Here is a 23,946-nt window from a genome sequence, read left to right as displayed (position 1 = left end):
TCACAAATCTGTTAACGTGCTACAATTGAATTTGATATATGTCAACAAAGCGTAGTTTTGTTGGGTGATGAATTCGGCACGCGCTGTTATATTGCTGTTAATGGGGTTAGGATATGCGCCGTTTCGGCACCCAAGGGGTTGTAGGGAACAGCATCCCCACCAGGCTAGCGATCTTGTTGACATGAGATGGAAAGTGCATCAAGAACGAGTTTACGTACTTTAGTCATTTGCTGAGAGGGAACGTGGCGCTATCTCTGCCCTCCTCTAAGAAAACAAAGACTTCTGTACTTCCGATTTTCTATTTTGTTGGCAATTTTAGGTAGCAAATATGCAGACCCCGCACATTCTGATTGTCGAAGACGAGTTAGTCACTCGTAACACCCTGAAGAGCATTTTCGAGGCGGAAGGCTACATTGTTCATGAAGCCAATGATGGTGCAGAGATGCACAATATCCTGTCTGAAAATGATATCAATCTGGTCATCATGGACATCAACCTGCCAGGCAAAAACGGCCTGCTGTTGGCGCGCGAACTGCGTGAACAGGCCAGCGTCGCCTTGATGTTCCTGACCGGTCGCGATAACGAAGTGGACAAAATCCTCGGCCTGGAAATCGGCGCCGACGATTACATCACCAAGCCGTTCAACCCGCGTGAGCTGACCATCCGCGCGCGTAACCTGCTGTCGCGCACCATGAACCTGGGCAGCCTCGGCGAAGAGCGCCGTCTGGTCGAGAGCTACAAGTTCAACGGGTGGGAGCTGGACATCAACAGCCGCTCTTTGATCAGCCCGGCCGGCGAACAGTACAAGCTGCCGCGCAGCGAATTCCGCGCCATGCTGCACTTCTGCGAAAACCCGGGCAAGATCCAGTCGCGCGGCGAACTGCTGAAGAAAATGACCGGCCGCGAGCTGAAGCCGCATGACCGCACCGTGGACGTCACTATCCGTCGCATTCGCAAACACTTCGAATCGACGCCGGATACGCCGGAAATCATCGCCACCATTCACGGCGAAGGCTACCGCTTCTGCGGCGATCTGGAAGAGTAATTCCGGCCTGCCGTCATGAAAACGGGGTTCAGCATGCTGAACCCCGTTTTTTTATTTCGTCTCAGCCCATGGCATGATCGGCACCGCGCTCAACGCGTTCTTCGGCGAACCGTCGATCACCTTGTCGGAGTAGCTCAGGTAAATCAACGAATTGCGCTTGGCGTCATAGAAGCGCACCACCTGCAACTTCTTGAACACCAGCGAGGTGCGTTTCTGGAACACCACATCACCTTCCGCCTTGCCGTTTTTGATCTTGTCGCTCAGCTCGATAGGCCCCACCTGCTGGCAGGAAATGGCCGCGTCGGCGGTGTCTTCCGCCAGCCCCAGGCCGCCTTTGATGCCGCCGGTTTTGGCGCGGCTGATATAACAAGTTACATTTTTAACATCCGGATCGTCGAACGCTTCCACCACGATTTTGTGGTCCGGCCCCAACAATTTAAACACCGTATCAACGGAGCCCACCTGCTCCGCCTGCGCGCTGCCAACGGTTGCGCAAACCAAACCGAATAAAAATATCCAGCTTTTTTTCATTTACTTAACTCCGGTATAACCTTGCCGCAAAAATAGGTTCGGCGGTCGCCATTATTTATGTCTAAGCTCACGGAATCGGTTTTTACGGGTCCGCACTGTCCGTTTTAGCACAGAGCGTGACAAAAATCTTTGAGAGTCGCGGAGTAAAAAAATTGCTATGATGCGGCGTCGTTATTTCTTTGCGCCCACTACGGTGTACCCCAATCCAACTCTGGCGCGGCATGCGCAGCAGAGGCAAAGAGTGCAACGCATAATGGCTCATGGATCGGTCTGATAGCGCAGCACCAGCGTGACGAATCAACAGTTCGGGTTCCTACCCCCAAGCTTTACGAGGAAGATCTATGGATCAAGCCGGTATCATTCGTGATCTGCTTAGCTGGCTGGAAAGCCATTTGGACCAACCCTTGTCGCTGGATAACGTGGCGGCCAAGGCAGGCTACTCCAAATGGCATCTGCAACGGATGTTCAAAGATATTACCGGTAACGCCATCGGTGCTTACATCCGGGCAAGGAGGCTCTCCAAAGCCGCCGTCGCGCTGCGTTTGACCAGCCGGCCGATTTTGGATATCGCCCTGCAATATCGCTTCGACTCGCAGCAGACCTTCACCCGCGCCTTCAAAAAACAGTTTGCGCAAACGCCGGCGCTGTACCGCCGCGCCGAAGACTGGAATGCATTCGGCATCTGTCCGCCGATCCGTCTGGGGGCCTTCACCCTGCCGCAGCCGGAATTCGTCTCGCTGCCGGACAAGCAGCTGGTCGGCCTGACCCAAAGCTACTCCTGTACGCTGGAACAGATCACCACCGTGCGCACCGAACTGCGCTCACAGTTCTGGCGTCAGTTCCTCGGTGACGTCGAAACCCTGCCGCCGGTGCTGTACGGGCTGCACCACTCGCGACCGAGCCAGGAGAAGGACGACGAACAGGAAGTGCTGTACACCACGGCGCTGGAGCCGGATCAGGTGCCTGACAAGGTACAGGAAGGCCAGCCGCTGGTGTTGCCGGGCGGTGAGTTTGCGATGTTCAGCTACGAAGGGCCCACCGAGGGACTGCAAGACTTTATTCTGACGGTCTACGGCACCTGCCTGCCGGCGCTCCAGCTGACGCGCCGCAAAGGGCACGACATCGAGCGCTTCTATCCGAAAGGCGAGCGCCGTCCGCATCAGGCACCTATCGAGATCAAGTGCGATTACCTGATCCCGATTCGGCGTTAACGCTGCAGTTCGTCCAACGCGGGCATGTCCAAATGCGTGACATCGCCCGCCGTTTCCACGATCCAGCCGGATGCCAGCCACGGGCTCTGCTGGTGATCGACGCGCGACAGTGAGCAATTGCGCAAGCGCAGGCGGCGTTCCGCATAGGCCGGCAGCCCCAGCACCGTACTGATCAAACACCCCAACGCGATACCATGACTGACGAGCAGCGGCTTGCTGCCTTCAGGCAGCATCAGGCAACTCTCCAGCGCGGCGCGCATGCGCTCGCCCAGCTCCTCCATGGATTCGCCTTGAGGGATTCGGCCGTCAGGAGTACCATCGACCATCTGTTTGCGCCACTGCTCTTCCTGCGGCGTCAAACTGTCGATCAGGCGTTCTTCCAGAACCCCCATGTGCAGCTCACGCAAACGCGGATCGCTAATCACTTCGCAGCCACAGGCGTCGGCGATGATCTGTGCGGTGCGGCGCGTGCGCCCCAGATCGCTGGTAATGATGTGCGTAATGCCTTCTTTGCTGACGCGCCTGGCGACCAGACGGGCCTGGTGTTCACCCATGGCGGTTAACGGGCTGTCGGACTGACCCTGGATGCGGCGAGCCGCGTTCCATTCCGTTTCGCCATGGCGAACGAGGTATACCTGTAACATTTTTGTTTTCCGTTATACTGCGTGAAATTTGCATTTATCCCCGGCCCGGTGGCGCTTTTGCCGCTGCCCGGCGTATCGGCCAGAAGGATATCAAACCCGTTATGTACCATGTTGTCGCTGCAACTACCAACCCGGCAAAGATCAAGGCTATTCAACTGGCCTTCGATGACGTCTTTGGCGCAGGCCAATACCGCATTGAATCCGTTGACGTCGCCAGCGGTGTCTCGCTGCAGCCGATAGGCAATCACGAAACCCGCACCGGCTCGCGTCAACGCGTGATGGAAGCGCGCCAGGTCAGGCCCGAGGCCGATTTTTGGGTCGGCGTGGAAGCCGGGATTGAAGAGAATATGACCTTCGCCTGGATGACCATAGAGAACCCGCACATCCGCGGTGAATCCCGCTCGGCGAGCCTGATGCTGCCGGAGGTCATCTTACAAGGTATTCGCGCCGGTCGCGAATTGGGCAGCGAAATGGCGGCGATCACCGGCAATGCCGAGGTGAAGCGCCAGGGCGGCGCCATCGGCGTCTTCACCGACGGCCGGCTGAGCCGCACCAGCGTTTATCACCAGGCGCTGCTGCTGGCGCTGGTGCCGTTTCACAACGCCATCTACCAGCAATAGCACCGAGCCCGCTAGGGCGCGTCATGCAACAGCTGCTGCTCAAGCCACTGTTTAAGCTCGGGTGAAGCCGCTTTCAGGCTGTTCGATCCGCGGGTGATGGTGGCGATCCCCGCGCCCAGTTCATTTTTCAGCTCGCGCTGGCTCATCTCGCCGCGCATCAGTTCCTGGATGATTCGCACCCGGGTGCCCAGCGCGGTGCGCTCGTCCGGCGTCAACATCAGCTGCAGCAGCGGTTGATGCAGTTCTTGCGCAAACGAATTCTGCAGCAGCGCGACGAAGCGCAGCCAATCCTCATTGCCTTGTTCTGAAAGAGCGGGGTCGTTTAACGATAATTGCGTCATGGCAGCCACCATACTATTTAACTAGTACAGCAGCATACCATAGGGCCGTCAAAATCAATAACGTCTCTGCCACTCGGCGTCGGTCAGCACCTTGGCCGGCCGGTGCGTCAGATAGCGGTAAAACGCATCATAGGCCAACACATTCTTGACGTAGCCTCGGGTTTCAGAGAACGGAATGCTTTCGATGAATGCCACCGGATCGATCCGCCCCGCGCTGTTGCCCAGCCAGGTATTCACCCGCGACGGGCCGGCATTATAGGCGGCGCTCGACAGAATGCGGTTGCGGCCGAACTGCTGATAGACCGACTCCAGATAGCTGGTGCCGATGGTGATGTTAGTCTGTGGATCGAACAGCTGGCTCGGGCCGACGTAACCGGGAATATTGAACATCTGCACCGTATGCTGCGCGGTGCGCGGCATCACCTGCATCAGGCCGGTAGCGCCAACCGGCGACTGCGCTTTCGGATTCCAGGCGCTCTCCTGACGCGCGATCGCCATCGCGTAGCTGGTGGTGATCCCCTTGTCATCGGTCGCGCGGCGGAACTCCTGCGGCCAGGCGACCGGGAAGCGTTCCTCCAGATGATCCCACAGCTTGCCGACGATGGTCGCCTGCACGCTCAGATCGGCCCATTTTTGCTCAAAGGCGTAGCGCGCCAGCGCTTCTTGTTCCGGCCGGCTGCGGCTGGCGACATACGAGCCCCACTCGCTGCGGGCCAGGTTGTCCATATTCCAGTACATCAGCTCGCGCACCCGGGCGACCTCCGGCCCGTCGACCAGCGACGTGCGCGGCTTGGCCGCCACCGCCACCATCACCGGATAAGTGGCGTTCAGCTTCTGCGCCGCGACCATCGGATAGAAGCCGCGTTCGGTCATCAGGTTACGCAACATCTCCTCGCCTTCGGCGCGTTTGCCTTCGTCCATCAGTTGACTGGCGCGCCAGTAGCGCCACTCATCCTTGTTGCGCGACTCTTCCGGCAGGCGGGCCAGCCAGGTCGCGACGCCCTGCCGATCGCCGTTGCCCAACGCCATGCGCACCCGGCGCTCCAACAGCGAAGGCAAACGGCTGCGCAGGATCACCCGATCGCGCCACTGCGCCTGCTCGTAGGTAGCGTCGCTGCCCATCAGGCGCCAGGCCACCGCCTCTTCCAACCCCAGCCGTTCGTCGTCGCTCATTTTCTGCAGTCGCGCGAGCGTCGGGATCATCGCCCGTGCGTTTTCCACATCCTGCCGCGCCAGGCGTTCAAAGGCGATGCCGGTAGCGGCGCGGGTAAAGTCAGTCGGCCCCACGCTGCGGGCGAAGGCTTCCACGGTGGTCGGATCGTTTTGCAAGCGCACCAGGGCGTTGCCCATGGTCTGGTAGTCGGCCGGCAGCTGGCTGTAGAGGTTGCTGACCAGCGAGCTGTTACCCTCTTTCAGCGCCAGCTTCATGCGCGCCAGAATATCCAGCGGCGTTTGCTTGCCCGCGCCACGCCAGACGCTGAACAGACGATCGCAGGCGCCCGGCAGCGTTTTGCCGTTCAGCCACAGCTCGTCGGCGCCGCTCCAGGCCGCCTGCTGGTCGCCGGTGGCCCATTTGGCGTAGTAATAGTTGCAGCGCGCCGCCACCGGTTTGGGCGGCTGCGCGCTGAAGGCCAACAGGGTGCGCCAGTCTTCGCGCCGCGCCAACTCATTGACGAAACGCGGCACCAGTGATTTCGCCGGCGGCAGCGTCGGGTGGCGTTTGATAAAGTCGTTCACCTCGGAGAACCCCGCCTGGCTCAGATCCTGTGTCAGCTCGCGGTATTCCAGGTAAGGATAAAGCGGGTAATCGCGCAGCGTCGGCATCAGCTGCGCCACCACGTCCATCTGATTGCCATCCCACGCCTGTTTGATCTGCTGGTAACGCTGACGTTGCGCATCCAGAGAATCCGCCAGCGCCGCGCCTGAAAACGCCGTCAGACACAGGCCCATTGCCAACAGCCGTCGCTTGTCCACCTTGACCATCCTCGCTCTTTCCTCACTGGTTATACCGCAGGAGCCGCCCAGCTCCCCGGTGACCGCCGCACCACGGCGCCGCGGGACAAAATAAAGCCGGGCGCACGGCCCGGACGCGGATATCTACCATAGACAGCGCAATCGCTTATCCATTCAATACTGTAGAAGAAGAAGTGTATCGCCATGACGCGGGCCAGGTAAAAACGTTTACTTTGGCTGACAAATCAGGCCGGCGGGATATTTCCAGCCACCGGATTTTTATTAGCTGCCCCGGCGCTTATTGGAGAAGTAAAATACTTTTTAATTATTAGTCACCACATTATTTGATTTGTTATATGGCGCCACCGTTGCGCAAATCGCCTGACAGCGGGCTAAACGCGCCAACTTTGCAGAAAAGCGGTGGCAAACCCGGGTAGGCATTTTTATACTATCAAAAATAAGTAAGATAATTCCGAGAAAACAGCACATAAAGCGCCCAACGAAGACATCTTATAATACAATCCGCGCCAATTATGGGTTAGATAGTGTTCATTAGGCAGTGCGACTGACAGCTTTCAGCAAAACGATTGTCCCTTCAAGCGGGCCGGATTTTTCCTTGTCAGGCCACGGCCTGCGGGCAGTGGATCAGGCCGGAATGGCGGGTGAAGATGGTGAATAAGACCGCGATAGCGATGCGTTGCGCAAAAAGCCCCGAACCGGGCTTCCTTGACGCACGCCTGAATATCGGCCGCCTGCTGCTGATCGTTTTGTTGGTGCTGCTGACGTTGTCCGAGCCTGCGCACGCCGCCGCTGATCCCTATCAAAAGCGCACGCACGCCGTGACGACTGTAGTGGTAGGCATCATCAGCTACGCACGCTGGTCGCGTGAACCCAATCCGATCCGCTTGTGCGTGACCGCACCCACCCGGTATGCCGAAGGGCTGTTCGATCCGATCCTGCTGAGCGCGCCGCGTCCGATTAAAGCCGAGCGCGTGCCGTTCGATAGCCCAACGCTGAGTACCGGCTGTGATGTCATCTACTTAGGGAACATCACCGCCGCGCAGAGACAAAATTTCATGCAGCGCATTTCCGGCAACTCCATTCTCAGCATCAGCGAGAACGATAGCGAATGCTCCGCCGGCAGCGCATTTTGCCTGCAGATTGATGGGGACCAGGCCAGTTTCAAAGTCAACCTGGACGCTCTGGCGCGCAGCGGCGTGCGCGTTCACCCCAACGTGTTGCAGCTGGCACGCAAACAGGCGCCGCCGCTATGAGGCTGTTGCGTAAAAACCGCTCCGGCAATGCGCGCCCGACGCTGGGCCGAGTGCTGCAGCGGGTGCATCTTGGGCTGGCGCTGATCGCCGTCGGCACCGCCGGCATCTTTTTGACGCTGGTGGCGCTGTTTGCGCTGCGCGCCTATGCCAATCACAACCTGCACCTGATCGCGCGCTCCATCAGCTATACCGTCGAGGCCGCCGTGGTGTTTGAAGACCGCACCGCCGCGCGCGAGGCGCTGATGCTGATATCCTCCAACGAAGAGGTATCGGACGCGCGGATCCTCGACAACAACGGCAAGATGCTGGCCAACTGGCGCCATCCTACCGATGGGCCGCTGCACGGCCTGGAGCAGATCGTCGCGCACTGGGCGCTGCCCGAACCGGTCATTCTGCCTATCACCCACGAGGGCAAGCAGGTCGGCCAGGTCTGGCTGAGCGGTAACGGCGGCAGCCTGCTGCGTTTCCTGTTGCGCGGCATGGTCGGCATGATCGCCTGCCTGGTGCTCAGCACCCTGTGCGCTCTGGTACTGTCGCGCCGCATGCTGGTCGGCATCGTCAGTTCGCTGGACGACATCGCCAACGTGGCGCATGCGGTGCGCCGCGATCGCACCTTCGGCCTGCGGGTGCCGTCGGCCCCTATCGCCGAGCTGCATGAGCTCAGCAACGATTTCAACGGCTTGCTCGACGAGCTGGAGGCCTGGCAGGCCCATCTGAAGCAGGAGAACGACTCGCTGGCTCACCGGGCGACGCACGACAGCCTGACCGGCTTGCCGAACCGCGCCTTCTTCGAAGGGCGGCTGAGCCGCGCGCTGGGCGATATCGAACCGCCGGCGAAATTGGCGGTGCTGTTTATCGACGGCGATCGCTTCAAGGAGGTGAACGACAGTTACGGCCACGCCGCAGGCGATGCGGTGCTGACCACCATTGCCGGGCGCATTCGCGCGCAGCTGCGCGAGACCGATCTGGTCGCCCGCCTGGGAGGGGACGAATTCGCCGTGCTGCTGGCGCCGGTACACAGCACGGAAGATGTCTTGCAGATCGCTGACAACATCATCGACTGCATGACGCAACCGGTCATTCTGCCGAACGACGAGGCGGTCATCACCTCTCTGAGTATCGGTATTGCGCTGTACCCTGATCACGCATCGACGCCTCAGGGTCTTTTGCACGAAGCTGACGATGCGATGTATCAGGCAAAGCATCGTTATAACGGAGGCTGGCGGCTGGCTATACATAAATAAGAGCCCCGGCTATAACACTTGAACTAGGGATTTTGACTATGATACAGCAACTTTTTAAAGGCCGTTTTTCACTGCTGACGATGATGTTCGTCGCTCTGCTGGCGCTCGCCGGCTGCCAGAGCAAACCGCAGGGCCTGACACCCGAGCAGGTCGCGCTGTTGCAATCGCAGGGCTTCAAACTGACCGATAATGGCTGGGAGTTCGGCCTGTCGGATAAGGTGCTGTTCGGCAACAACATCGGCAAACTGAACCCGGAAAGCACCGAGACGGTACAGAAGATGGGCCGTGCGCTGCTGAGCGTCGGCATCACCAAGTTCCGCCTGGACGGCCATACCGACAACTACGGTGAAGACAGCTATAACGATCAGCTCTCCCTGCGCCGCGCCGATGCGGTGGCCGATCTGCTGGCCAGCGTCGGCATTCCACGCGCCAATATCGAAACCCGCGGCATGGGCAAGCGCGATCCCGTTGCCGATAACCGCACCTCCAGCGGCCGTGCGGAAAACCGCCGCGTCGCGATCGTCGTCACGCCATAAGCCACCAATATGCGCCTTTATCGGCGCATAAACGGTTATACTTAGCGATCGCTGAGCGATGTCTGGGATCCGAGATCGAAACGGGCTACACTCATGCCGCCAGACATCCTATAAATACTGATATAGAGAGGCTTAGAGCAACGTGGCTCAATACGTCTATACCATGCACCGCGTCGGCAAGGTGGTACCGCCGAAGCGTCATATTTTGAAAAACATCTCCCTGAGCTTCTTCCCTGGGGCCAAAATCGGCGTGCTGGGCCTGAACGGCGCCGGTAAGTCCACCCTGCTGCGCATCATGGCCGGCATCGATACCGATATCGAAGGGGAAGCGCGCCCGCAGCCGGGCATCAAGATCGGTTACCTGCCGCAGGAGCCGCAGCTTAACCTCGAACACACCGTGCGTGAGTCGGTGGAAGAAGCGCTGGCGGAAGTGGTCGGCGCGCTGAAACGCCTGGACGAAGTGTACGCGCTGTACGCGGAAGAAGGCGCAGACTTCGACAAGCTGGCCGCCGAACAGGGCCGCCTGGAAGAGATCATTCAGGCGCACGACGGTCACAACCTCAACGCGCAGCTGGAACGCGCCGCCGATGCGCTGCGCCTGCCGGACTGGGACGCCAAAATCGCCCATCTGTCCGGGGGTGAACGCCGCCGCGTCGCGCTGTGCCGCCTGCTGCTGGAAAAGCCGGACATGCTGCTGCTGGACGAACCGACCAACCACCTGGACGCCGAGTCCGTGGCCTGGCTGGAACGCTTCCTGCACGACTTCGAAGGCACCGTCGTGGCGATCACCCACGACCGTTACTTCCTGGATAACGTGGCCGGCTGGATCCTCGAACTTGACCGCGGTGAAGGCATTCCATGGGAAGGCAACTACTCCTCCTGGCTGGAGCAGAAAGACGCGCGTCTGGCACAGGAAGCGTCCGCCGAAGCCGCTCGTCGCAAGTCGATCGAGAAAGAGCTGGAGTGGGTGCGTCAGGGCGCCAAAGGCCGTCAGTCCAAAGGCAAGGCCCGCCTGGCTCGCTTTGAAGAGCTGAACAACACCGAATACCAGAAACGTAACGAAACCAACGAACTGTTCATTCCGCCTGGCGCACGCCTGGGCGATAAAGTGGTCGAAGTCAGCAACCTGCGTAAGTCCTATGGCGACCGCCTGTTGATCGACGACCTGTCGTTCTCGGTGCCGAAAGGCGCGATCGTCGGCATCATCGGCCCGAACGGCGCGGGTAAATCCACGCTGTTCCGCATGATGTCCGGCCAGGAGCAGCCTGATTCCGGCAGCATCGTGCTGGGCGACACCGTCAAGCTGGCGTCCGTCGATCAGTTCCGCGACAACATGGACGGTTCGAAAACCGTGTGGGAAGAAGTCTCCGGCGGGCAGGACATCATGCGCATCGGCAACACCGAGATGCCAAGCCGCGCCTATGTCGGCCGCTTCAACTTCAAGGGCGTCGATCAGGGCAAACGCGTGGGCGAGCTGTCCGGCGGTGAGCGTGGCCGTCTGCACCTGGCCAAGCTGCTGCAGGTTGGCGGCAACGTACTGCTGCTCGATGAACCGACCAACGACCTGGATATCGAAACCCTGCGCGCGCTGGAAAACGCCCTGCTGGAATTCCCTGGCTGCGCCATGGTGATCTCGCACGACCGCTGGTTCCTCGACCGTATCGCCACCCACATCCTGGACTACCAGGACGAAGGCAAGGTGGAATTCTTCGAAGGCAACTTCACCGAGTACGAAGAGTACAAGAAGCGTACGCTGGGCGCCGACGCGCTCGAGCCACACCGCATCAAGTACAAGAAGATCGCCAAGTAATACGAAAGGCGCCGCATGCGGCGCCTTTTTTTACTCCCGCGTCAGCTCGCGTGCGTAGTCGTCGAACGCCGGATGCTGCAGCACCACATCGATGAAGCAGGCCAACGCCGCGGAATTCAGCTTGCGGCTCGGGTAGACCAGATACAGCTCATTCCCTTCTGCGCGCCACGCCGGCAGCACCTCCACCAACAGTTTCTGCGCCACCACCTCGCGGCTGAGAAACGCCGGCAGCAGCGTGATCCCCGCGCCGGCGATGGCGCATTCCCGCGCATACAGCAGGTTGTCGGTGGTGTGCGCCAGCGGCAGCTGCCAACGGTAGTAGTCATCGCCGCAGCGCAGGTTCCAGGCCGTCCAGGCGCGGTGGGCGATGCAGCGATGCTGCTGCAGCTGTTGCGGATGTTCGATCGGCGGGTGCTGCGCCAAATAGGACGGTGCGGCCAACAGATAGCGCGGCGCATACCCGAGACGGCGGCCGATCAGCGAAGAGTCCTGCGGCTTGCCGGTGCGCAGCGCGGCGTCGAAACCTTCCTGCACCAGATCCACCATGGCGTCGGACACCGACACCTCCAACGAAACGTCCGGGTACTGGCGCTGAAAATCCGCTGCCAGCCGCGCCACCAGGGTCGCGCCCAGCCCGGCGGGCGTCGAGATGCGCAGGCGGCCGCTCGGGTTATCGCGCAGCCGCTGCAACGCCAGATCGGCCCGCTCGGCAGCAGACATCATGACCTGACAATGTTCCAGATAACGCTCACCGGCGAAGGTCAGGTTCAGCTGGCGCGTGGTGCGATTGAGCAGCCGTAGCCCCAGCGTCTGCTCAAGCTGGCTGATGCGCTGGCTGACGCTGGATTTCGGCAACCCAACGCGCTGCGCGGCGGCGGTAAAACTGCCGCACTCCGCCACCAGCGCGAACAACGCCATGTCCTGCAGTTGTTTGAATTCCATTGTTCACCTTAAACGAACACTCCGTTAGATATTGTCCATCTTATCACCCCACTGTCGCGGGTCTACACTGGGAGCATCATTTGAAAGGAGTACAATCATGTCGATTAAAGCCATTGCCGTAGACCCGCAGAACCCCGCCGATTTCATCGAAATCTCACCGGAGATGCCGGTTCCCGGCCAGTACGATCTGCTGGTGGAAGTGAAAGCGGCGTCGGTCAACCCGGTGGACACCAAAGTGCACGCCGGTCTGCAGAAAAACGGCCTGCAGCAGCCGCGCATTCTCGGCTGGGACGCCAGCGGCGTCGTGGTGGACGTGGGCAACGGCGTCAGCGGCTTCAAGCCCGGCGATGAAGTGTGGTACGCCGGCGACATCACCCGCCCCGGCAGCAACAGCAGCCACCAACTGATCGACTCACGCATCGCCGCGCACAAGCCGCGCAGCCTGAACTGGGCCGAGTCCGCCGCCATGCCGCTCACCGCCCTCACCGCCTGGGAGGCGCTGTTCGAACACCTGAACATTCAGGACGCACCGGAGCACAAGACGCTGCTGATCATCGGCGGCGCCGGCGGGGTCGGCTCGCTGGCCATTCCGCTGGCCGCGCTGCGCAGCAAGGTGAAAGTGATCGCCACCGCATCAAGACCGGAATCCGCCGCCTGGTGCCGTGAGCGCGGCGCCGATCTGGTGGTGGACTACCGCGATCTGAAGGGCAACCTGGCGCAGCAGGGCATCGAGCAGGTGGATTACATCCTGTGTCTGAACGATACCGACGGCCACTGGCCGGCGATGGCTGAACTGATCGCGCCGCTCGGCCATATCTGCACCATCGTCGAGAACGCGCAGCCGTTGGATCAAAACGCGCTGAAGCTGAAAAGCGCCGCGCTGCACTGGGAATTCATGTTCACCCGCAGCATGTTCACCACCCCGGACATCGCGCAGCAGGGCAAGATCCTGCAGCAGGTGGCGCAGCTGCTGGACGAGGGCAAGCTGAGCACCACGCTGAGCGAAACCCTGCACGGGCTGTCGGTAGACACGCTGACCGCCGCGCATCAACAGCTGCTCGGCGGCCATATGCAAGGCAAGCTGGTTATCGCTTACTGAGCCTGAATCGCGGCGGCGCAGCGCGCCGCCGTTACTGCGGACGAACGAAGCCGACGCACAGCGTCTGCTCGTCGCTCTGCGGATCGGCGCGGTACGTCAGCGTCTGCTGCCAATCGAGGCGCATCTTCGGCCAGTGGGCCAGTTCGCCGCCGAAGTCGCTGTGTGCGCAGTCCTCACCCAACCGACCGAACAAGGCGACGCCATGCTGCGCAATCTGCGGATAGCTGATGTTGACGTTGTAGATGTTCGGCCGCGTATGATTGGACCAGCGCGTAATGGTCTGCGGCCGGGAACCGGCGTACACCGTCATCCACTGCGACAGGTATTCGCCGCCGACGTAGCGCAGTTCAACGCCATACCGCTCCTGCCACTGCCGCTCCACCTCGGCGCTGAACGCCTTGATACCTACCATTTTCTGGCCGGCGTTGCGCACGTTGCCCAGCATCACCGCGGCATACCCCAGATAGACCGCCAGCGCCGCGCACATCAGACCAATGGTCGCCGCGCGCAGCGAACGCACCGGCGGCTGGCGCACGCAACCGACCAACAGCGCCGGCGCCAGCATGAAGAACGGCTGCAGCCATTCGGTCAGCCGGCCGCCGACGTTGAAAGAAAACCAGAAGATAATGATGCCGAGCGGCAACAGGTAGACCCACAGCAACACCCGCATCGGCAACGCCGATGGCCAGGCCAGCACCGCCCCGCTGCGCCGCAGGATCCCCCACAGCACCAGCGATGGATAGAACACCAGCAGCAGCGACTGCAGCATGTCGAGATTGAGCTGCATCTTGATCTGCGAATCCACCCACTTGAAGGCGGCGAAATCGTGGTTCCACAACCAGAACACGTTCGGCAACACCAGCGCCAACCAGATCGCCACCGCCAGATAGAACTGCGGCTGGCGATAACAGCGGCGGATCTGCGGTACGAACAGCGTCGACAGCGCGGCGAAATAGACGAAGGCGAAGGTCGAGTACTTCGCCATCATCGCCAAACCGGCCGTCAGCGCGAAGGCCGGCCACCAGTTGGCCGAACGCGATATAGCCAGGTGGAAAAACAGCGCCATCCACGGCCACAGCATCACCAACAGGTAATTGTCGTTGTAGGGAATGATGTCGAAATTGATGATGCCGGACAGGTTGAGCGTCAGCAGCGCCATCCAGGCCAGCGAGGTGCTGCCGCTCAGCCGGCGCGCCAACAGCCAGACGCCCAACATGCCGATGGCGATGGCGATGAAGTGCCCGCCATACCAGTACAGGTTCAGCGGCAGCCACGAAAACCCGATCGCCGGCTGCATCGCCGCCCCGACCAGCCACGGGTTTTTCGGTGAGCCCCATTCGCCGTTGAGGCCCCAGTTGAGCGCCTCGACGGCGTCGTAAGGCAGGGTAGGATCGAGATAAACAGTCAGCAGCGTCCAGGCTGCGGCATAGCAGACCAACCAAAGAGCGAGCAAGCGATAAGACATGTCTTCTTCTAAGCGTTATTGTAAAGAAAAGCTTAACGTAGTCGCTGTCGAATGAACCATGTTTAAACAAGCCGTTAAATGTGCGCCTGGGTGGCGTTTCTGCCGCCTCGATCGCACATTACGCTAATTTTACTCAGCCTGCGGCGTGACGCTGGGCGGGCGCGCTCAACCGGCCGGCGTCCGCCGCCAGCAGCTGTTGCACCAGCTCGACGCAGCGCAGGAAGCGCTCTTCGTAATCGCTGGACTCAACGTGCACATACTCGATATTGTTGGCGCGCAGCATCTCCTCCAGCAGGCGCTGGAACGCCAGCCGATCGGCGGTACTGCCTAGGCTGCGCAGGCCGTCCGCCACCCATGGCGTGTTGTTTTCCAGCAGGATCACCAGATCGAAACGGTATTCGTCGATCAGCGCCTGCACGAAGGGGTGTTCACGCCCCTCGTACTTTTTGCAAAACGCCTGGGTGGTGACGAAATCGGTATCGATAAATGCCACCTTGTTGGCGTACTTGACCGCGAAATCCACGTATTGCGCCTGCCCGAGGGCAATTTTGTCGTAGTCGGAGTACTGCAGCGCCATCTCGTCGCCGCCCAGGTGCGAGAACACGTAATCGCGGCCATATTCCCAGGCGCTGGTGGTGTTGAAGATGTTGGCCAGCTTGTTGACCAGCGTCGATTTGCCGCTCGACTCGCCGCCGAGGATCGCCACGGTGCGCACGAAGAACGGCTTCACCTCGGTCGGGATGTAATCCCAGTAGCGGAACGGATCCTGGCGGATCTGATTGCCGCTGATGTTCATGAACGAACGCTCGGGATCGACCAGAATGGTTTCGATGCCCAGATGCTCGCGGTAACGCGGCGCATCCTGCGCTTCGCTGGAATAGATAAAGCTCGGCACGATGCCTTTCTGTTCCATAAAGGCCTTCATGCCGTCGCTCCACACGTTCCAGCCGTGCGGGTAGGGCTCAATGCCCTGCTCGTCGAACGAGTGGATATGGATGTTTTTCTGGTACTTGAAGGTCTGCAGCAGCCAGCGCAGGCGATCGCTGACCGTCGGCTGTTGCGACATCGAACTGTTCTCGAACAGCTCGCGGTCGCGCGGCTCGTCGTGGCACAAAATGACGTGCAGCTCATCCACCTGGCTGCAGGCGCGCTGGATCAGGTAGATGTGGCCGGTGTGCAGCGGGTAAAATTTACCAAACACCACGCCGACTTTAACCTCTTTACGCGGGAACTCCAGCCCGAGAAAACGGTGCAGCGCTTCGAGCTTTTGCGCGCTCGGGCTTTTGATCTTGTCGTTCAACAGCTGGCTCAGATAGCCCTTGGTCATGCCGCTGGCATCCGCCACCTGCTGCAACGTGCAGCCTTTTTGCTTGATGGACGTCTTCAGGTAATCAAATTGCGGCATGGCCACCTCCGTTTAGTATGCTAAACAAAATAGCATATCTTGCTCGCCGTCGGCGACATTAATAAAACTCTTCCAGCACGTCCAGCGCGTCCGCCAGCTTCTTGACCCCGAACACCTGCATGTTGGCCGGCGGCTTCTTCGGCATATTGCCGTGCGGCACGATGGCGCGCTTGAAGCCGTGCTTGGCCGCTTCGGCGATCCGCTCCTGGCCGCTCGGCACCGGGCGAATTTCCCCCGCCAGCCCCACTTCGCCGAACACCACCAGATCGTTCGGCAGCGGCCGATCGCGCAGGCTCGAGACCAGCGACATCAGCAACGCCAGATCGGCGCTGGTCTCACTGACTTTCACCCCGCCGACCACGTTGACGAACACGTCCTGATCCGACATCTGCAGCCCGCCGTGCCGGTGCAGCACCGCCAGCAGGATCGCCAACCGGTTCTGCTCCAGGCCCACCGCCACGCGGCGCGGGTTGGACATCATCGAGTGATCCACCAGCGCCTGGATCTCCACCAGCAGCGGACGGGTGCCTTCCCACACCACCATCACCGAGCTGCCGGAAGTGACTTCATCGCCGCGGCTGAGGAAGATCGCCGATGGGTTGCTGACTTCGCGCAGTCCCTGTTCGGTCATAGCGAACACCCCCAGCTCGTTGACCGCGCCGAAGCGGTTCTTGTGGCTGCGCAGGGTACGGAAGCGGGAATCGGCGTCGCCGTCCAGCAGCACCGAACAGTCGATACAGTGTTCCAGCACTTTTGGCCCGGCCAGCGAGCCGTCTTTGGTGACGTGACCGACCATTACGATCGCCACGCCGCGCGTCTTGGCGAAGCGCGTCAGGTAGGCGGCGGTTTCCCGCACCTGCGCCACGCTGCCCGGCGAAGACTGAATGTCCGCCATGTGCATCACCTGAATCGAGTCGATCACCATCAGCTTCGGCTGTTCCTGCTCGGCGATCAGGCAGATCTGCTCGATGCTGGTTTCCGACAGCATGTTCAGGCCGCCGGTCGGCAGCCCCAGACGGTGAGCGCGCATCGCCACCTGCTGCAGCGACTCCTCACCGGTGACGTACAGGGTTTTCATCTGTTCGGACAGCTTGCACAACACCTGCAGCAACAGGGTGCTCTTGCCGGCGCCGGGGTTGCCGCCGATCAGAATCGCGCTGCCGGGCACCACGCCGCCGCCCAGCACGCGGTCGAACTCGAGAAAGCCGGTGGTGAAGCGCGGCAGCGCCTCCAGGCTGATTTCCGACAGCTTCTGCACCTTGCTGACGCCGGCGTCGCCGGCATAGCCGCTGAGGCGATCGTTGCGCGCCGCTGCGGGCGACGCGGCCAAACGCACTTCCGTGATGGTGTTCCAGGCATGACAGGCGCTGCACTGCCCCTGCCAACGCGGATAGTCCGCCCCGCACTCATTGCACACAAATGCCCGTTTTGCCGCTTTTGCCACGTCTTACCTCAATCTTTCGTTATCGCACTTCGTGTTTCAGGCTGCCGGTGAGAATACACAGCACGCCCATCAGATCCGCATGCCGGATCGATACCTGCGCTTTTTCATACACTTTCGGCTTGGCGTGGTAGGCGATGCCCAACCCCGCCGCCTGCATCATTTTCAAATCGTTGGCGCCGTCGCCGATGGCCACGGTTTGCGCCAGCGGGATCTCCAGCTTCTCCGCCAGCCGCAGCAGCGTGTCGGCTTTGAACTGCGCGTCCACCACCGGCCCCAGCACTTCGCCGGTCAGCTTGCCGTCGCGGATCTCCAGCTCATTGGCCGCCGCCGCCACCAGCCGCAGCCGGTTGCGCAGGTATTCGGCGTAGTAGGTGAAGCCGCCGGAGGCGATCGCCACATGCCAGCCCATCGCCTGCAGCTTGCCCACCAGGCTGGTCAGCCCCGGCATCAGCGGCAGCTCGTCGCGCACCTGCTTGAGGATGTTGGCATCGGCCCCTTTCAGCGTGCCGACGCGCTGGCGCAGGCTGGCGGTAAAGTCCAGCTCGCCGCGCATCGCGCGTTCGGTGACTTCCGCCACCTGCTCGCCGACGCCCGCCAACTTGGCGATCTCATCGATGCATTCGATCTCGATCGCCGTCGAATCCATGTCCATCACCAGCAGCCCCGGCGTGCGCAGGTGCGGGATCTTACCGAGCGGCGCCACGTCCAGCCCGCTCTCCGCCGCCAACAGCTTGGCGCGCGGCGTCAAGGTGCCCGCCAGGCGCACCACCTGATAGTCGTCCACGCCCCAGGCGGTGACGATCACCATCGCCGCGCCCAGCTTGCGTTGGAATTGGGTAATGCGCGCCTTGTCCAGCTTCCTGCCGTATAACAGCCACCCGGTATTGCCCGCCCGGTAGTCCAGCGGCATCACTTCGTCGCCGCTGAGCGAAAGGGGAAGACCCGGCCATTGAGAGATCTCCGCCGGAAGATCGCAATAGGTCAGACTGTTTGACATCATTGACTCCTGAATGGACAAAAACGCTGCATGATAAAACGACGCATCAAGCTATCCTATCGCCAGCGGTTCTGGCAACATAAAGTGTCCCCGATGCCCAAGGAACCTGCATGGCTCGCGCTAAACTGAAATTTCGCCTGCACCGCACCGCTATTATCCTGATTTGCCTGGCTTTGCTGGTGCTGCTGATGCAGGGCGCCTCTTATTTTAGCCTGAGTCACCAAATGGCGCGATCCGAGCAGGTGGAAGAACTGGCGCAGACGCTGACCAAACAGGTCGCCTACAGCCTGGCGCCGCTGCTGGACGACGACGGCAACAACCCGCGCATCGACGCCATCCTCAAGCAGCTCACCGATCACAGCCGCATTCTCGACGTCAGCGTGTATCAGTTGGACGGCACGCTGGTCTCCCACGCCGGGGAGCAGATAAGTATACGCGATCGCCTATCGCTCGACGGCAAACGCGCCGGCAGCTACTTCAACCACCAGTTGGTCGAATCCATTCAGGGCAAAGACGGCCCGATCGGCTTTATCCGCATCACCCTCGACACCCACGTGCTGGCGACCGAATCCAAACAGGTGGACAACACCACCAACCTGCTGCGCCTGATGATCCTGCTGGCGCTGGCGATCGGCATCATTCTGGCGCGCACCCTGCTGCAGCACCGCCGCAGCCGCTGGCAGCAGTCGCCGTACCTGTTGACCGCCAACACGCCACTGGAAGAAGGCAATACGGTGGAAGACGACGAAGAGGATGCGCCGGAGATAAAGCAGGAAGCGCCGAAGAAGGAGTAACTCAGGCCAGGCGTTGAATGCGTCCGTGCCGTTTTCTTGTCCTTTCGGTGAATCGATTGTCCGTAACAACGGGATCCACAACCAATTGAAAGGTAAAGCGTTAGCAAAAAATCGGCCATGCGGAGTGAATAGATTGACGGGCGGGCGCCATGACGACGCCCGCCGCGGTATTACGCTTTGTCGCCCAGCAGCACGGATTCCAGCGCGATAACGATCATTTCGTTAAAGGTGGTCTGGCGTTCCGCCGCCGTGGTCGCTTCGTGACGCAGGATGTGGTCGGACACGGTGCAAATGGTCAGCGCCTTGCAGCCAAACTCTTCGTACAGCTCCGCCGCCACGCCGTAGATGCCGGCCGCTTCCATTTCCACGCCGAGGATGCCGTACTTCTTCATCACCTGGAACATGTCCGGATCCGGGGTGTAGAACAGATCGGCGGAGAAGATGTTGCCCACGCGCGCCGGGATGCCCTGCGCCGCCGCCGCATCGACCGCGTTGCGCACCATGTCGAAGTCGGCGATCGCCGCGTAGTCGTTGTCCTTGAAGCGCAGACGGTTCACCTTGGAGTCGGTGCACGCGCCCATGCCGATCACCACGTCGCGCAGTTTGATATCGTCACGCACCGCGCCGCAGGAACCCACGCGAATGATCTTCTTCACGCCGAATTCGGCGATCAGCTCGCGCGCATAGATGGAGCAGGACGGGATGCCCATGCCGTGGCCCATTACGGAGATGCGGCGGCCTTTGTAGGTGCCGGTGAAGCCCAACATGCCGCGCACGTTGTTCACTTCCACCGCGCCTTCCAGGAAGGTTTCGGCGATGTATTTTGCGCGCAGCGGATCGCCCGGCATCAGTACTACGTCAGCGAAATCACCCATCTCAGCATTAATGTGCGGCGTAGCCATAATTCTCTTCCTTTAAATCGTATTAAATAGCGTTAAACGTATAAGCCGTGGTATGTCAGACGGCGGCCAACTGCGCCACCGCCTTAAACTCACGAATTAAAACAGGGTTTTACCGTAATCCATCGGCGACAGGCCAAAATAATTGGCGACGGTCTGGCCGATGTCGGCGAAGGTCTCGCGGTGGCCCAGCGAGCCCGGTTTCACTTTCGGGCCGTAGACCAGCACCGGGATGTGCTCACGGGTGTGGTCGGTGCCCGGCCAGGTCGGGTCGCAGCCGTGGTCGGCGGTGAAGATGATGATGTCTTCGTCTTTCACCAGCTTCAGCAGCTCCGGCAGGCGGCGGTCGAACAGCTCCAGCGCGGCGGCGTAGCCCGCCACGTCGCGGCGGTGGCCGTAAGAGGAGTCGAAGTCCACGAAGTTGGTGAACACGATGGTGTTGTCGCCGGCCTTTTCCATTTCAATCAGGGTCGCGTCGAACAGCGCGTCGATGCCGGTCGCCTTCACCTTCTTGGTGATGCCGACGTTGGCATAGATGTCGGCGATTTTACCGATCGACACCACTTCGCCGCCCTTCTCGTCCACCAGCTTTTTCAACACGGTCGGCGCCGGCGGCTCTACCGCCAGATCGTGGCGGTTGCCGGTGCGCTGGAAGTGGCCCGGCTTGTCGCCGACGAACGGACGCGCGATCACGCGGCCGATGTTGTAACCGCCTTCGGTTAGCTCTTCACGCGCGATTTCGCACAGCTCGTACAGGCGCTCCAGGCCGAAGGTTTCTTCATGGCAGGCGATCTGGAACACCGAGTCGGCGGAGGTGTAGAAAATCGGCTTGCCGGTTTTCATGTGCTCTTCGCCCAGCTGATCGAGGATCACGGTGCCGGATGAGTGACAGTTGCCCAGGTAGCCCGGCAGGTTGGCGCGCTCCACCAGCTTATCCAGCAGCGCCTGCGGGAAGCTGTTGTGCTCGTCCTTGAAGTAGCCCCAGTCGAACAGTACCGGCACGCCGGCGATTTCCCAGTGGCCCGACGGCGTGTCTTTACCGGAAGAGAGCTCGCTGGCGTAAGCGTAAGCGCCGATGATGTCGGCATTGCGATCCAGCCCCTGCGGGAAGTTGCCGGTGGACTCTTCCGCCGCTTTGCCGAGCCCCAGGCGGCTCAGGTTAGGCAGCGTCAGCGGGCCCTGGCGGCCCACGTTGGCTTCACCGCGCGCGCAAACTTCGGCGATGTGGCCCAGAGTGTCGGAACCCTGGTCGCCAAAACGTTCGGCGTCTTCGCTCGCGCCGATGCCGAAGGAGTCCAATACCATAATAAATGTGCGTTTCATCTGTGCTCTCCTGCGTGTTCTCACGCTATTGCGACCGCAAAACTGCAATCGCCCTTATTCTCTAAATTTATACCCAATGGATTTCAAGTTGTAGCTAGGCGGCTAGCGCGTGTATCCCCAGGAGCTTACTCAAGTAAGTGACTGGGGTGCACGCGTGCAGCCAACAACGCTACGGCTTGAAAGACGAGGGTCATCACGCTTGAGTGACGCGCTTATACACTACCGGCGTCGCCTCCGGCGCCTTGTCGCTCAGCGTCATTGCGCTACGCACCGCATCGGCCGCCTGCTGCCAGCTCTCTTCATCGTTGGCGTGGATCATCGCCAGCGGCTGCTGGGCATCCACCTTATCACCCAGGCGCGCCACCTCGGTCAGACCGACGCTGTAATCGATGGCGTCGCTCGCCCGGCGGCGGCCGCCGCCCAGCGAAACCACCGCCATGCCCAGCGCGCGGGTATCCATGGCGCTGATGATGCCCGGATTTTCAGCATACACCGGCTTGCTCAGCGTTGCCGCCGGCAGATAGCTATCATAACGTTCGACGAAGTCTATCGGCCCTTGCTGCGCCGCCACCATGCGGCCAAACACTTCCGCCGCCTTGCCGTTGTCCAGTACCGCCTGCAGTTTGGCGCGCGCATCGGCCTCGTCATTCGCCAGGCCGCCGGACAGCAGCATCTCCACGCACAGCGCCAGCGTCACTTCCAGCAGGCGCGGGTTGCAGTATTCACCGGTCAGGAAACGCACCGCTTCGCGCACTTCCACCGCATTGCCGGCGCTGGAGGCCAGCACCTGGTTCATGTCGGTCAGCAGCGCAGTGGTCTTGCAGCCCGCGCCGTTGGCCACACCGACGATCGCCTGCGCCAAATCTTGCGACAGGGCATAGGTCGGCATAAAGGCGCCGGAACCGACCTTCACGTCCATCACCAGCGCATCCAGCCCTTCCGCCAGTTTCTTGGCCAGAATGGAGGCAGTGATCAGCGGGATAGAATCCACGGTGGCGGTGATGTCGCGGGTGGCGTAAAAACGTTTGTCCGCCGGCGCCAGCGAGCTGGTCTGGCCGATGATCGCCACGCCGACGTCCTGAATGATTTTACGGAAGGCGTTATCGTCCGGGAAAATATTGAAGCCCGGAATGGCTTCCAGTTTGTCCAGCGTGCCGCCGGTATGACCCAGGCCGCGGCCGGAGATCATCGGCACATAGCCGCCGCAGGCCGCCACCATCGGGCCGAGCATCAGCGAGGTCACGTCGCCCACGCCGCCGGTCGAATGCTTGTCGACGATCGGGCCGTTCAGCGCCAAACTCTTCCAGTCCAGCACGGTGCCGGAATCGCGCATCGCCATGGTGAGCGCCACGCGCTCCGGCATGCTCATGTCATGGAAATAAATGGTCATCGCCAGCGCGGCGATCTGCCCTTCCGACACCACATTGTCGCGAATACCGTTGATGAAAAAGCGGATTTCCGCTTCGCTTAACGGCTGGCCGTCGCGTTTCTTACGAATAATTTCTTGAGCCAGGAACAAGGCATCCCCCTGTGTCGCCGAGAGTCGGTGCAGACGGGCGCGCCTGGCGCCCGCCAACGAAATCGATCAGTAGCCGCCGCCGGCGGTCTGGGTCTGGTGGCCCAGCGCGGTCAGCAAGCTGGCCAGCAGGCTGGAAGCGCCAAAGCGGAAATGCCGCGCATCGGCCCACCCCTCGCCCAGAATACGATCGGCAAGTTGCAGATAATGCAGCGCGTCTTCCGCGGTGCGCACGCCGCCGGCCGGCTTGAAGCCCACCGTCTTTGCCACGCCCAGATCGCGGATCACCGACATCATCAGCTCGGCGCTCTCCAGGGTGGCGTTGACCGGTACCTTGCCAGTGGAGGTCTTGATAAAGTCAGCCCCGGCCTTGATGGCGATCTCGGACGCCTTGCGGATCAGATCGGCCTGCTTCAGCTCACCGGTTTCGATGATCACTTTCAGCAGCACGTTGGCCGACTGACAAGCCTGCTTGCACTGTTTCACCAGCTCGAAGCCGACCTGTTCGTTGCCGGCGATCAGCGCACGGTATGGGAACACCACGTCCACTTCATCCGCGCCATAGGCGATCGCCGCGCGGGTTTCCGCCAGCGCGATGTCGATATCGTCATTGCCATGCGGGAAGTTGGTCACGGTGGCGATGCGGATGTCCGGCGTGCCTTGCTCGCGCAGCGCCTTACGCGCCACCGGGATAAAACGCGGGTAGATGCAGATGGCCGCCGTGTGGCCGGCCGGGCTGTTGGCCTGACGACAGAGGGCGATCACTTTCTCGTCGGTGTCATCATCATTCAGCGTGGTTAAATCCATCAAGTTCAGCGCACGTTGCGCTGCTGCGGTTAATTCGGTCATAAAA

At 60.9% G+C, this 23,946-nt stretch carries 22 protein-coding genes; 9 read left to right on the top strand and 13 right to left on the bottom strand.

From position 1 onward, the window contains the following. The first annotated feature begins 328 nt into the window (after positions 1 to 328). Entirely contained in the window at positions 329 to 1,045 is a 717-nt protein-coding gene (gene arcA, locus ACJ8PN_RS12395) for a two-component system response regulator ArcA (protein ID WP_004933003.1), read from the top strand. Positions 1,046 to 1,096: 51 nt separating this feature from the next. Here arcA and creA read toward each other — a convergent pair whose 3' ends face one another. Then, positions 1,097 to 1,576 (bottom strand): protein CreA, encoded by a 480-nt coding sequence (gene creA, locus ACJ8PN_RS12390; protein WP_004933005.1) that lies wholly within the window; start codon positions 1,574 to 1,576, stop codon positions 1,097 to 1,099. A gap of 341 nt (positions 1,577 to 1,917) precedes the next feature. On the opposite strand from creA, the gene robA reads away from it, so the two are divergent. Beyond that, positions 1,918 to 2,787 carry an MDR efflux pump AcrAB transcriptional activator RobA gene (gene robA / locus ACJ8PN_RS12385; protein ID WP_015376605.1) on the top strand — a complete coding sequence of 290 codons (870 nt, stop codon included), beginning with the start codon at positions 1,918 to 1,920 and terminating at the stop codon, positions 2,785 to 2,787. Here robA and gpmB read toward each other — a convergent pair. Next, entirely contained in the window at positions 2,784 to 3,431 is a 648-nt protein-coding gene (gene gpmB, locus ACJ8PN_RS12380) for a 2,3-diphosphoglycerate-dependent phosphoglycerate mutase GpmB (RefSeq protein ID WP_004933012.1), read from the bottom strand. The two genes, robA and gpmB, sit on opposite strands and share 4 nt — an antisense overlap. A 101-nt stretch (positions 3,432 to 3,532) precedes the next feature. Here gpmB and yjjX point away from each other — a divergent pair, with 101 nt between their 5' ends. Further along, complete coding sequence (gene yjjX / locus ACJ8PN_RS12375; RefSeq protein WP_004933015.1) at positions 3,533 to 4,051, top strand: inosine/xanthosine triphosphatase; 519 nt, start codon at positions 3,533 to 3,535, stop codon at positions 4,049 to 4,051. 11 nt (positions 4,052 to 4,062) lie between these two features. On the opposite strand, the gene trpR is transcribed toward yjjX, so the two are convergent. Both trpR and sltY read right to left on the bottom strand, forming a co-directional pair. Then, the gene (gene trpR, locus ACJ8PN_RS12370; protein ID WP_004933017.1) at positions 4,063 to 4,392 is read right to left on the bottom strand and encodes a trp operon repressor; all 330 of its coding nucleotides are present in this window, start codon (positions 4,390 to 4,392) and stop codon (positions 4,063 to 4,065) included. Between the two features lie 54 nt (positions 4,393 to 4,446). Beyond that, positions 4,447 to 6,375 carry a murein transglycosylase gene (sltY, locus tag ACJ8PN_RS12365; RefSeq protein ID WP_253718505.1) on the bottom strand — a complete coding sequence of 643 codons (1,929 nt, stop codon included), beginning with the start codon at positions 6,373 to 6,375 and terminating at the stop codon, positions 4,447 to 4,449. Between the two features lie 638 nt (positions 6,376 to 7,013). On the opposite strand from sltY, the gene ACJ8PN_RS12360 reads away from it, so the two are divergent. From ACJ8PN_RS12360 to ettA, 4 genes are all read left to right on the top strand, one after another. Continuing rightward, the gene (locus ACJ8PN_RS12360) at positions 7,014 to 7,619 is read left to right on the top strand and encodes a YfiR family protein (RefSeq protein ID WP_351107418.1); all 606 of its coding nucleotides are present in this window, start codon (positions 7,014 to 7,016) and stop codon (positions 7,617 to 7,619) included. Then, positions 7,616 to 8,863 carry a diguanylate cyclase domain-containing protein gene (locus tag ACJ8PN_RS12355; RefSeq protein ID WP_004933026.1) on the top strand — a complete coding sequence of 416 codons (1,248 nt, stop codon included), beginning with the start codon at positions 7,616 to 7,618 and terminating at the stop codon, positions 8,861 to 8,863. The genes ACJ8PN_RS12360 and ACJ8PN_RS12355 overlap by 4 nt, the downstream gene beginning before the upstream one ends. A gap of 38 nt (positions 8,864 to 8,901) precedes the next feature. Further along, on the top strand, positions 8,902 to 9,399 hold the full coding sequence (locus ACJ8PN_RS12350; RefSeq protein WP_015376601.1) for an OmpA family protein: 498 nt from the start codon (positions 8,902 to 8,904) through the stop codon (positions 9,397 to 9,399). A 142-nt stretch (positions 9,400 to 9,541) separates the two neighbouring features. Then, entirely contained in the window at positions 9,542 to 11,209 is a 1,668-nt protein-coding gene (gene ettA, locus ACJ8PN_RS12345) for an energy-dependent translational throttle protein EttA (protein ID WP_015376600.1), read from the top strand. A 30-nt stretch (positions 11,210 to 11,239) separates the two neighbouring features. On the opposite strand, the gene ACJ8PN_RS12340 is transcribed toward ettA, so the two are convergent. Continuing rightward, positions 11,240 to 12,151 carry a LysR family transcriptional regulator gene (locus ACJ8PN_RS12340; RefSeq protein ID WP_004933035.1) on the bottom strand — a complete coding sequence of 304 codons (912 nt, stop codon included), beginning with the start codon at positions 12,149 to 12,151 and terminating at the stop codon, positions 11,240 to 11,242. 97 nt (positions 12,152 to 12,248) lie between these two features. On the opposite strand from ACJ8PN_RS12340, the gene ACJ8PN_RS12335 reads away from it, so the two are divergent. Next, on the top strand, positions 12,249 to 13,250 hold the full coding sequence (locus ACJ8PN_RS12335) for a zinc-binding alcohol dehydrogenase family protein (protein ID WP_033631747.1): 1,002 nt from the start codon (positions 12,249 to 12,251) through the stop codon (positions 13,248 to 13,250). A 31-nt stretch (positions 13,251 to 13,281) separates the two neighbouring features. Here the strand turns inward: ACJ8PN_RS12335 and ACJ8PN_RS12330 are convergent, their stop codons facing one another. The 4 genes from ACJ8PN_RS12330 to serB all read right to left on the bottom strand — a co-directional run bounded on the left by ACJ8PN_RS12330 (position 13,282) and on the right by serB (position 18,561). Continuing rightward, on the bottom strand, positions 13,282 to 14,715 hold the full coding sequence (locus ACJ8PN_RS12330; protein WP_442534980.1) for a glycosyltransferase family 39 protein: 1,434 nt from the start codon (positions 14,713 to 14,715) through the stop codon (positions 13,282 to 13,284). A 133-nt stretch (positions 14,716 to 14,848) separates the two neighbouring features. Beyond that, positions 14,849 to 16,120: a multifunctional transcriptional regulator/nicotinamide-nucleotide adenylyltransferase/ribosylnicotinamide kinase NadR gene (nadR, locus tag ACJ8PN_RS12325; protein WP_442534979.1), complete on the bottom strand. Its 1,272-nt coding sequence runs from the start codon at positions 16,118 to 16,120 to the stop codon at positions 14,849 to 14,851. Positions 16,121 to 16,178: 58 nt separating this feature from the next. Continuing rightward, a complete protein-coding gene (radA, locus tag ACJ8PN_RS12320; protein WP_015376595.1) occupies positions 16,179 to 17,564 on the bottom strand; it encodes a DNA repair protein RadA in 1,386 nt (461 codons plus the stop codon). Positions 17,565 to 17,583: 19 nt separating this feature from the next. Next, complete coding sequence (serB, locus tag ACJ8PN_RS12315) at positions 17,584 to 18,561, bottom strand: phosphoserine phosphatase (RefSeq protein ID WP_004933052.1); 978 nt, start codon at positions 18,559 to 18,561, stop codon at positions 17,584 to 17,586. Positions 18,562 to 18,671: 110 nt separating this feature from the next. Here serB and ACJ8PN_RS12310 point away from each other — a divergent pair, with 110 nt between their 5' ends. Next, positions 18,672 to 19,355: a YtjB family periplasmic protein gene (locus ACJ8PN_RS12310; RefSeq protein WP_151254331.1), complete on the top strand. Its 684-nt coding sequence runs from the start codon at positions 18,672 to 18,674 to the stop codon at positions 19,353 to 19,355. 170 nt (positions 19,356 to 19,525) lie between these two features. On the opposite strand, the gene deoD is transcribed toward ACJ8PN_RS12310, so the two are convergent. The 4 genes from deoD to deoC all read right to left on the bottom strand — a co-directional run bounded on the left by deoD (position 19,526) and on the right by deoC (position 23,942). Next, a complete protein-coding gene (deoD, locus tag ACJ8PN_RS12305) occupies positions 19,526 to 20,257 on the bottom strand; it encodes a purine-nucleoside phosphorylase (RefSeq protein ID WP_004933059.1) in 732 nt (243 codons plus the stop codon). 96 nt (positions 20,258 to 20,353) lie between these two features. Continuing rightward, complete coding sequence (gene deoB / locus ACJ8PN_RS12300; RefSeq protein ID WP_411261100.1) at positions 20,354 to 21,577, bottom strand: phosphopentomutase; 1,224 nt, start codon at positions 21,575 to 21,577, stop codon at positions 20,354 to 20,356. Between the two features lie 193 nt (positions 21,578 to 21,770). Further along, positions 21,771 to 23,096 (bottom strand): thymidine phosphorylase, encoded by a 1,326-nt coding sequence (gene deoA / locus ACJ8PN_RS12295; RefSeq protein WP_442534978.1) that lies wholly within the window; start codon positions 23,094 to 23,096, stop codon positions 21,771 to 21,773. 66 nt (positions 23,097 to 23,162) lie between these two features. After that, positions 23,163 to 23,942, bottom strand: coding sequence for a deoxyribose-phosphate aldolase (gene deoC, locus ACJ8PN_RS12290; protein WP_171453290.1), 780 nt, complete (start codon positions 23,940 to 23,942; stop codon positions 23,163 to 23,165). Positions 23,943 to 23,946 lie beyond the last annotated feature (4 nt).

This window comes from Serratia sp. CY76391, assembly GCF_052166695.1.
Classification (GTDB): Bacteria; Pseudomonadota; Gammaproteobacteria; order Enterobacterales; family Enterobacteriaceae; genus Serratia; species Serratia nematodiphila.
Note: the sequence above shows the minus strand (reverse complement) of the source record. Positions and strands in the feature narration are given on the sequence as shown.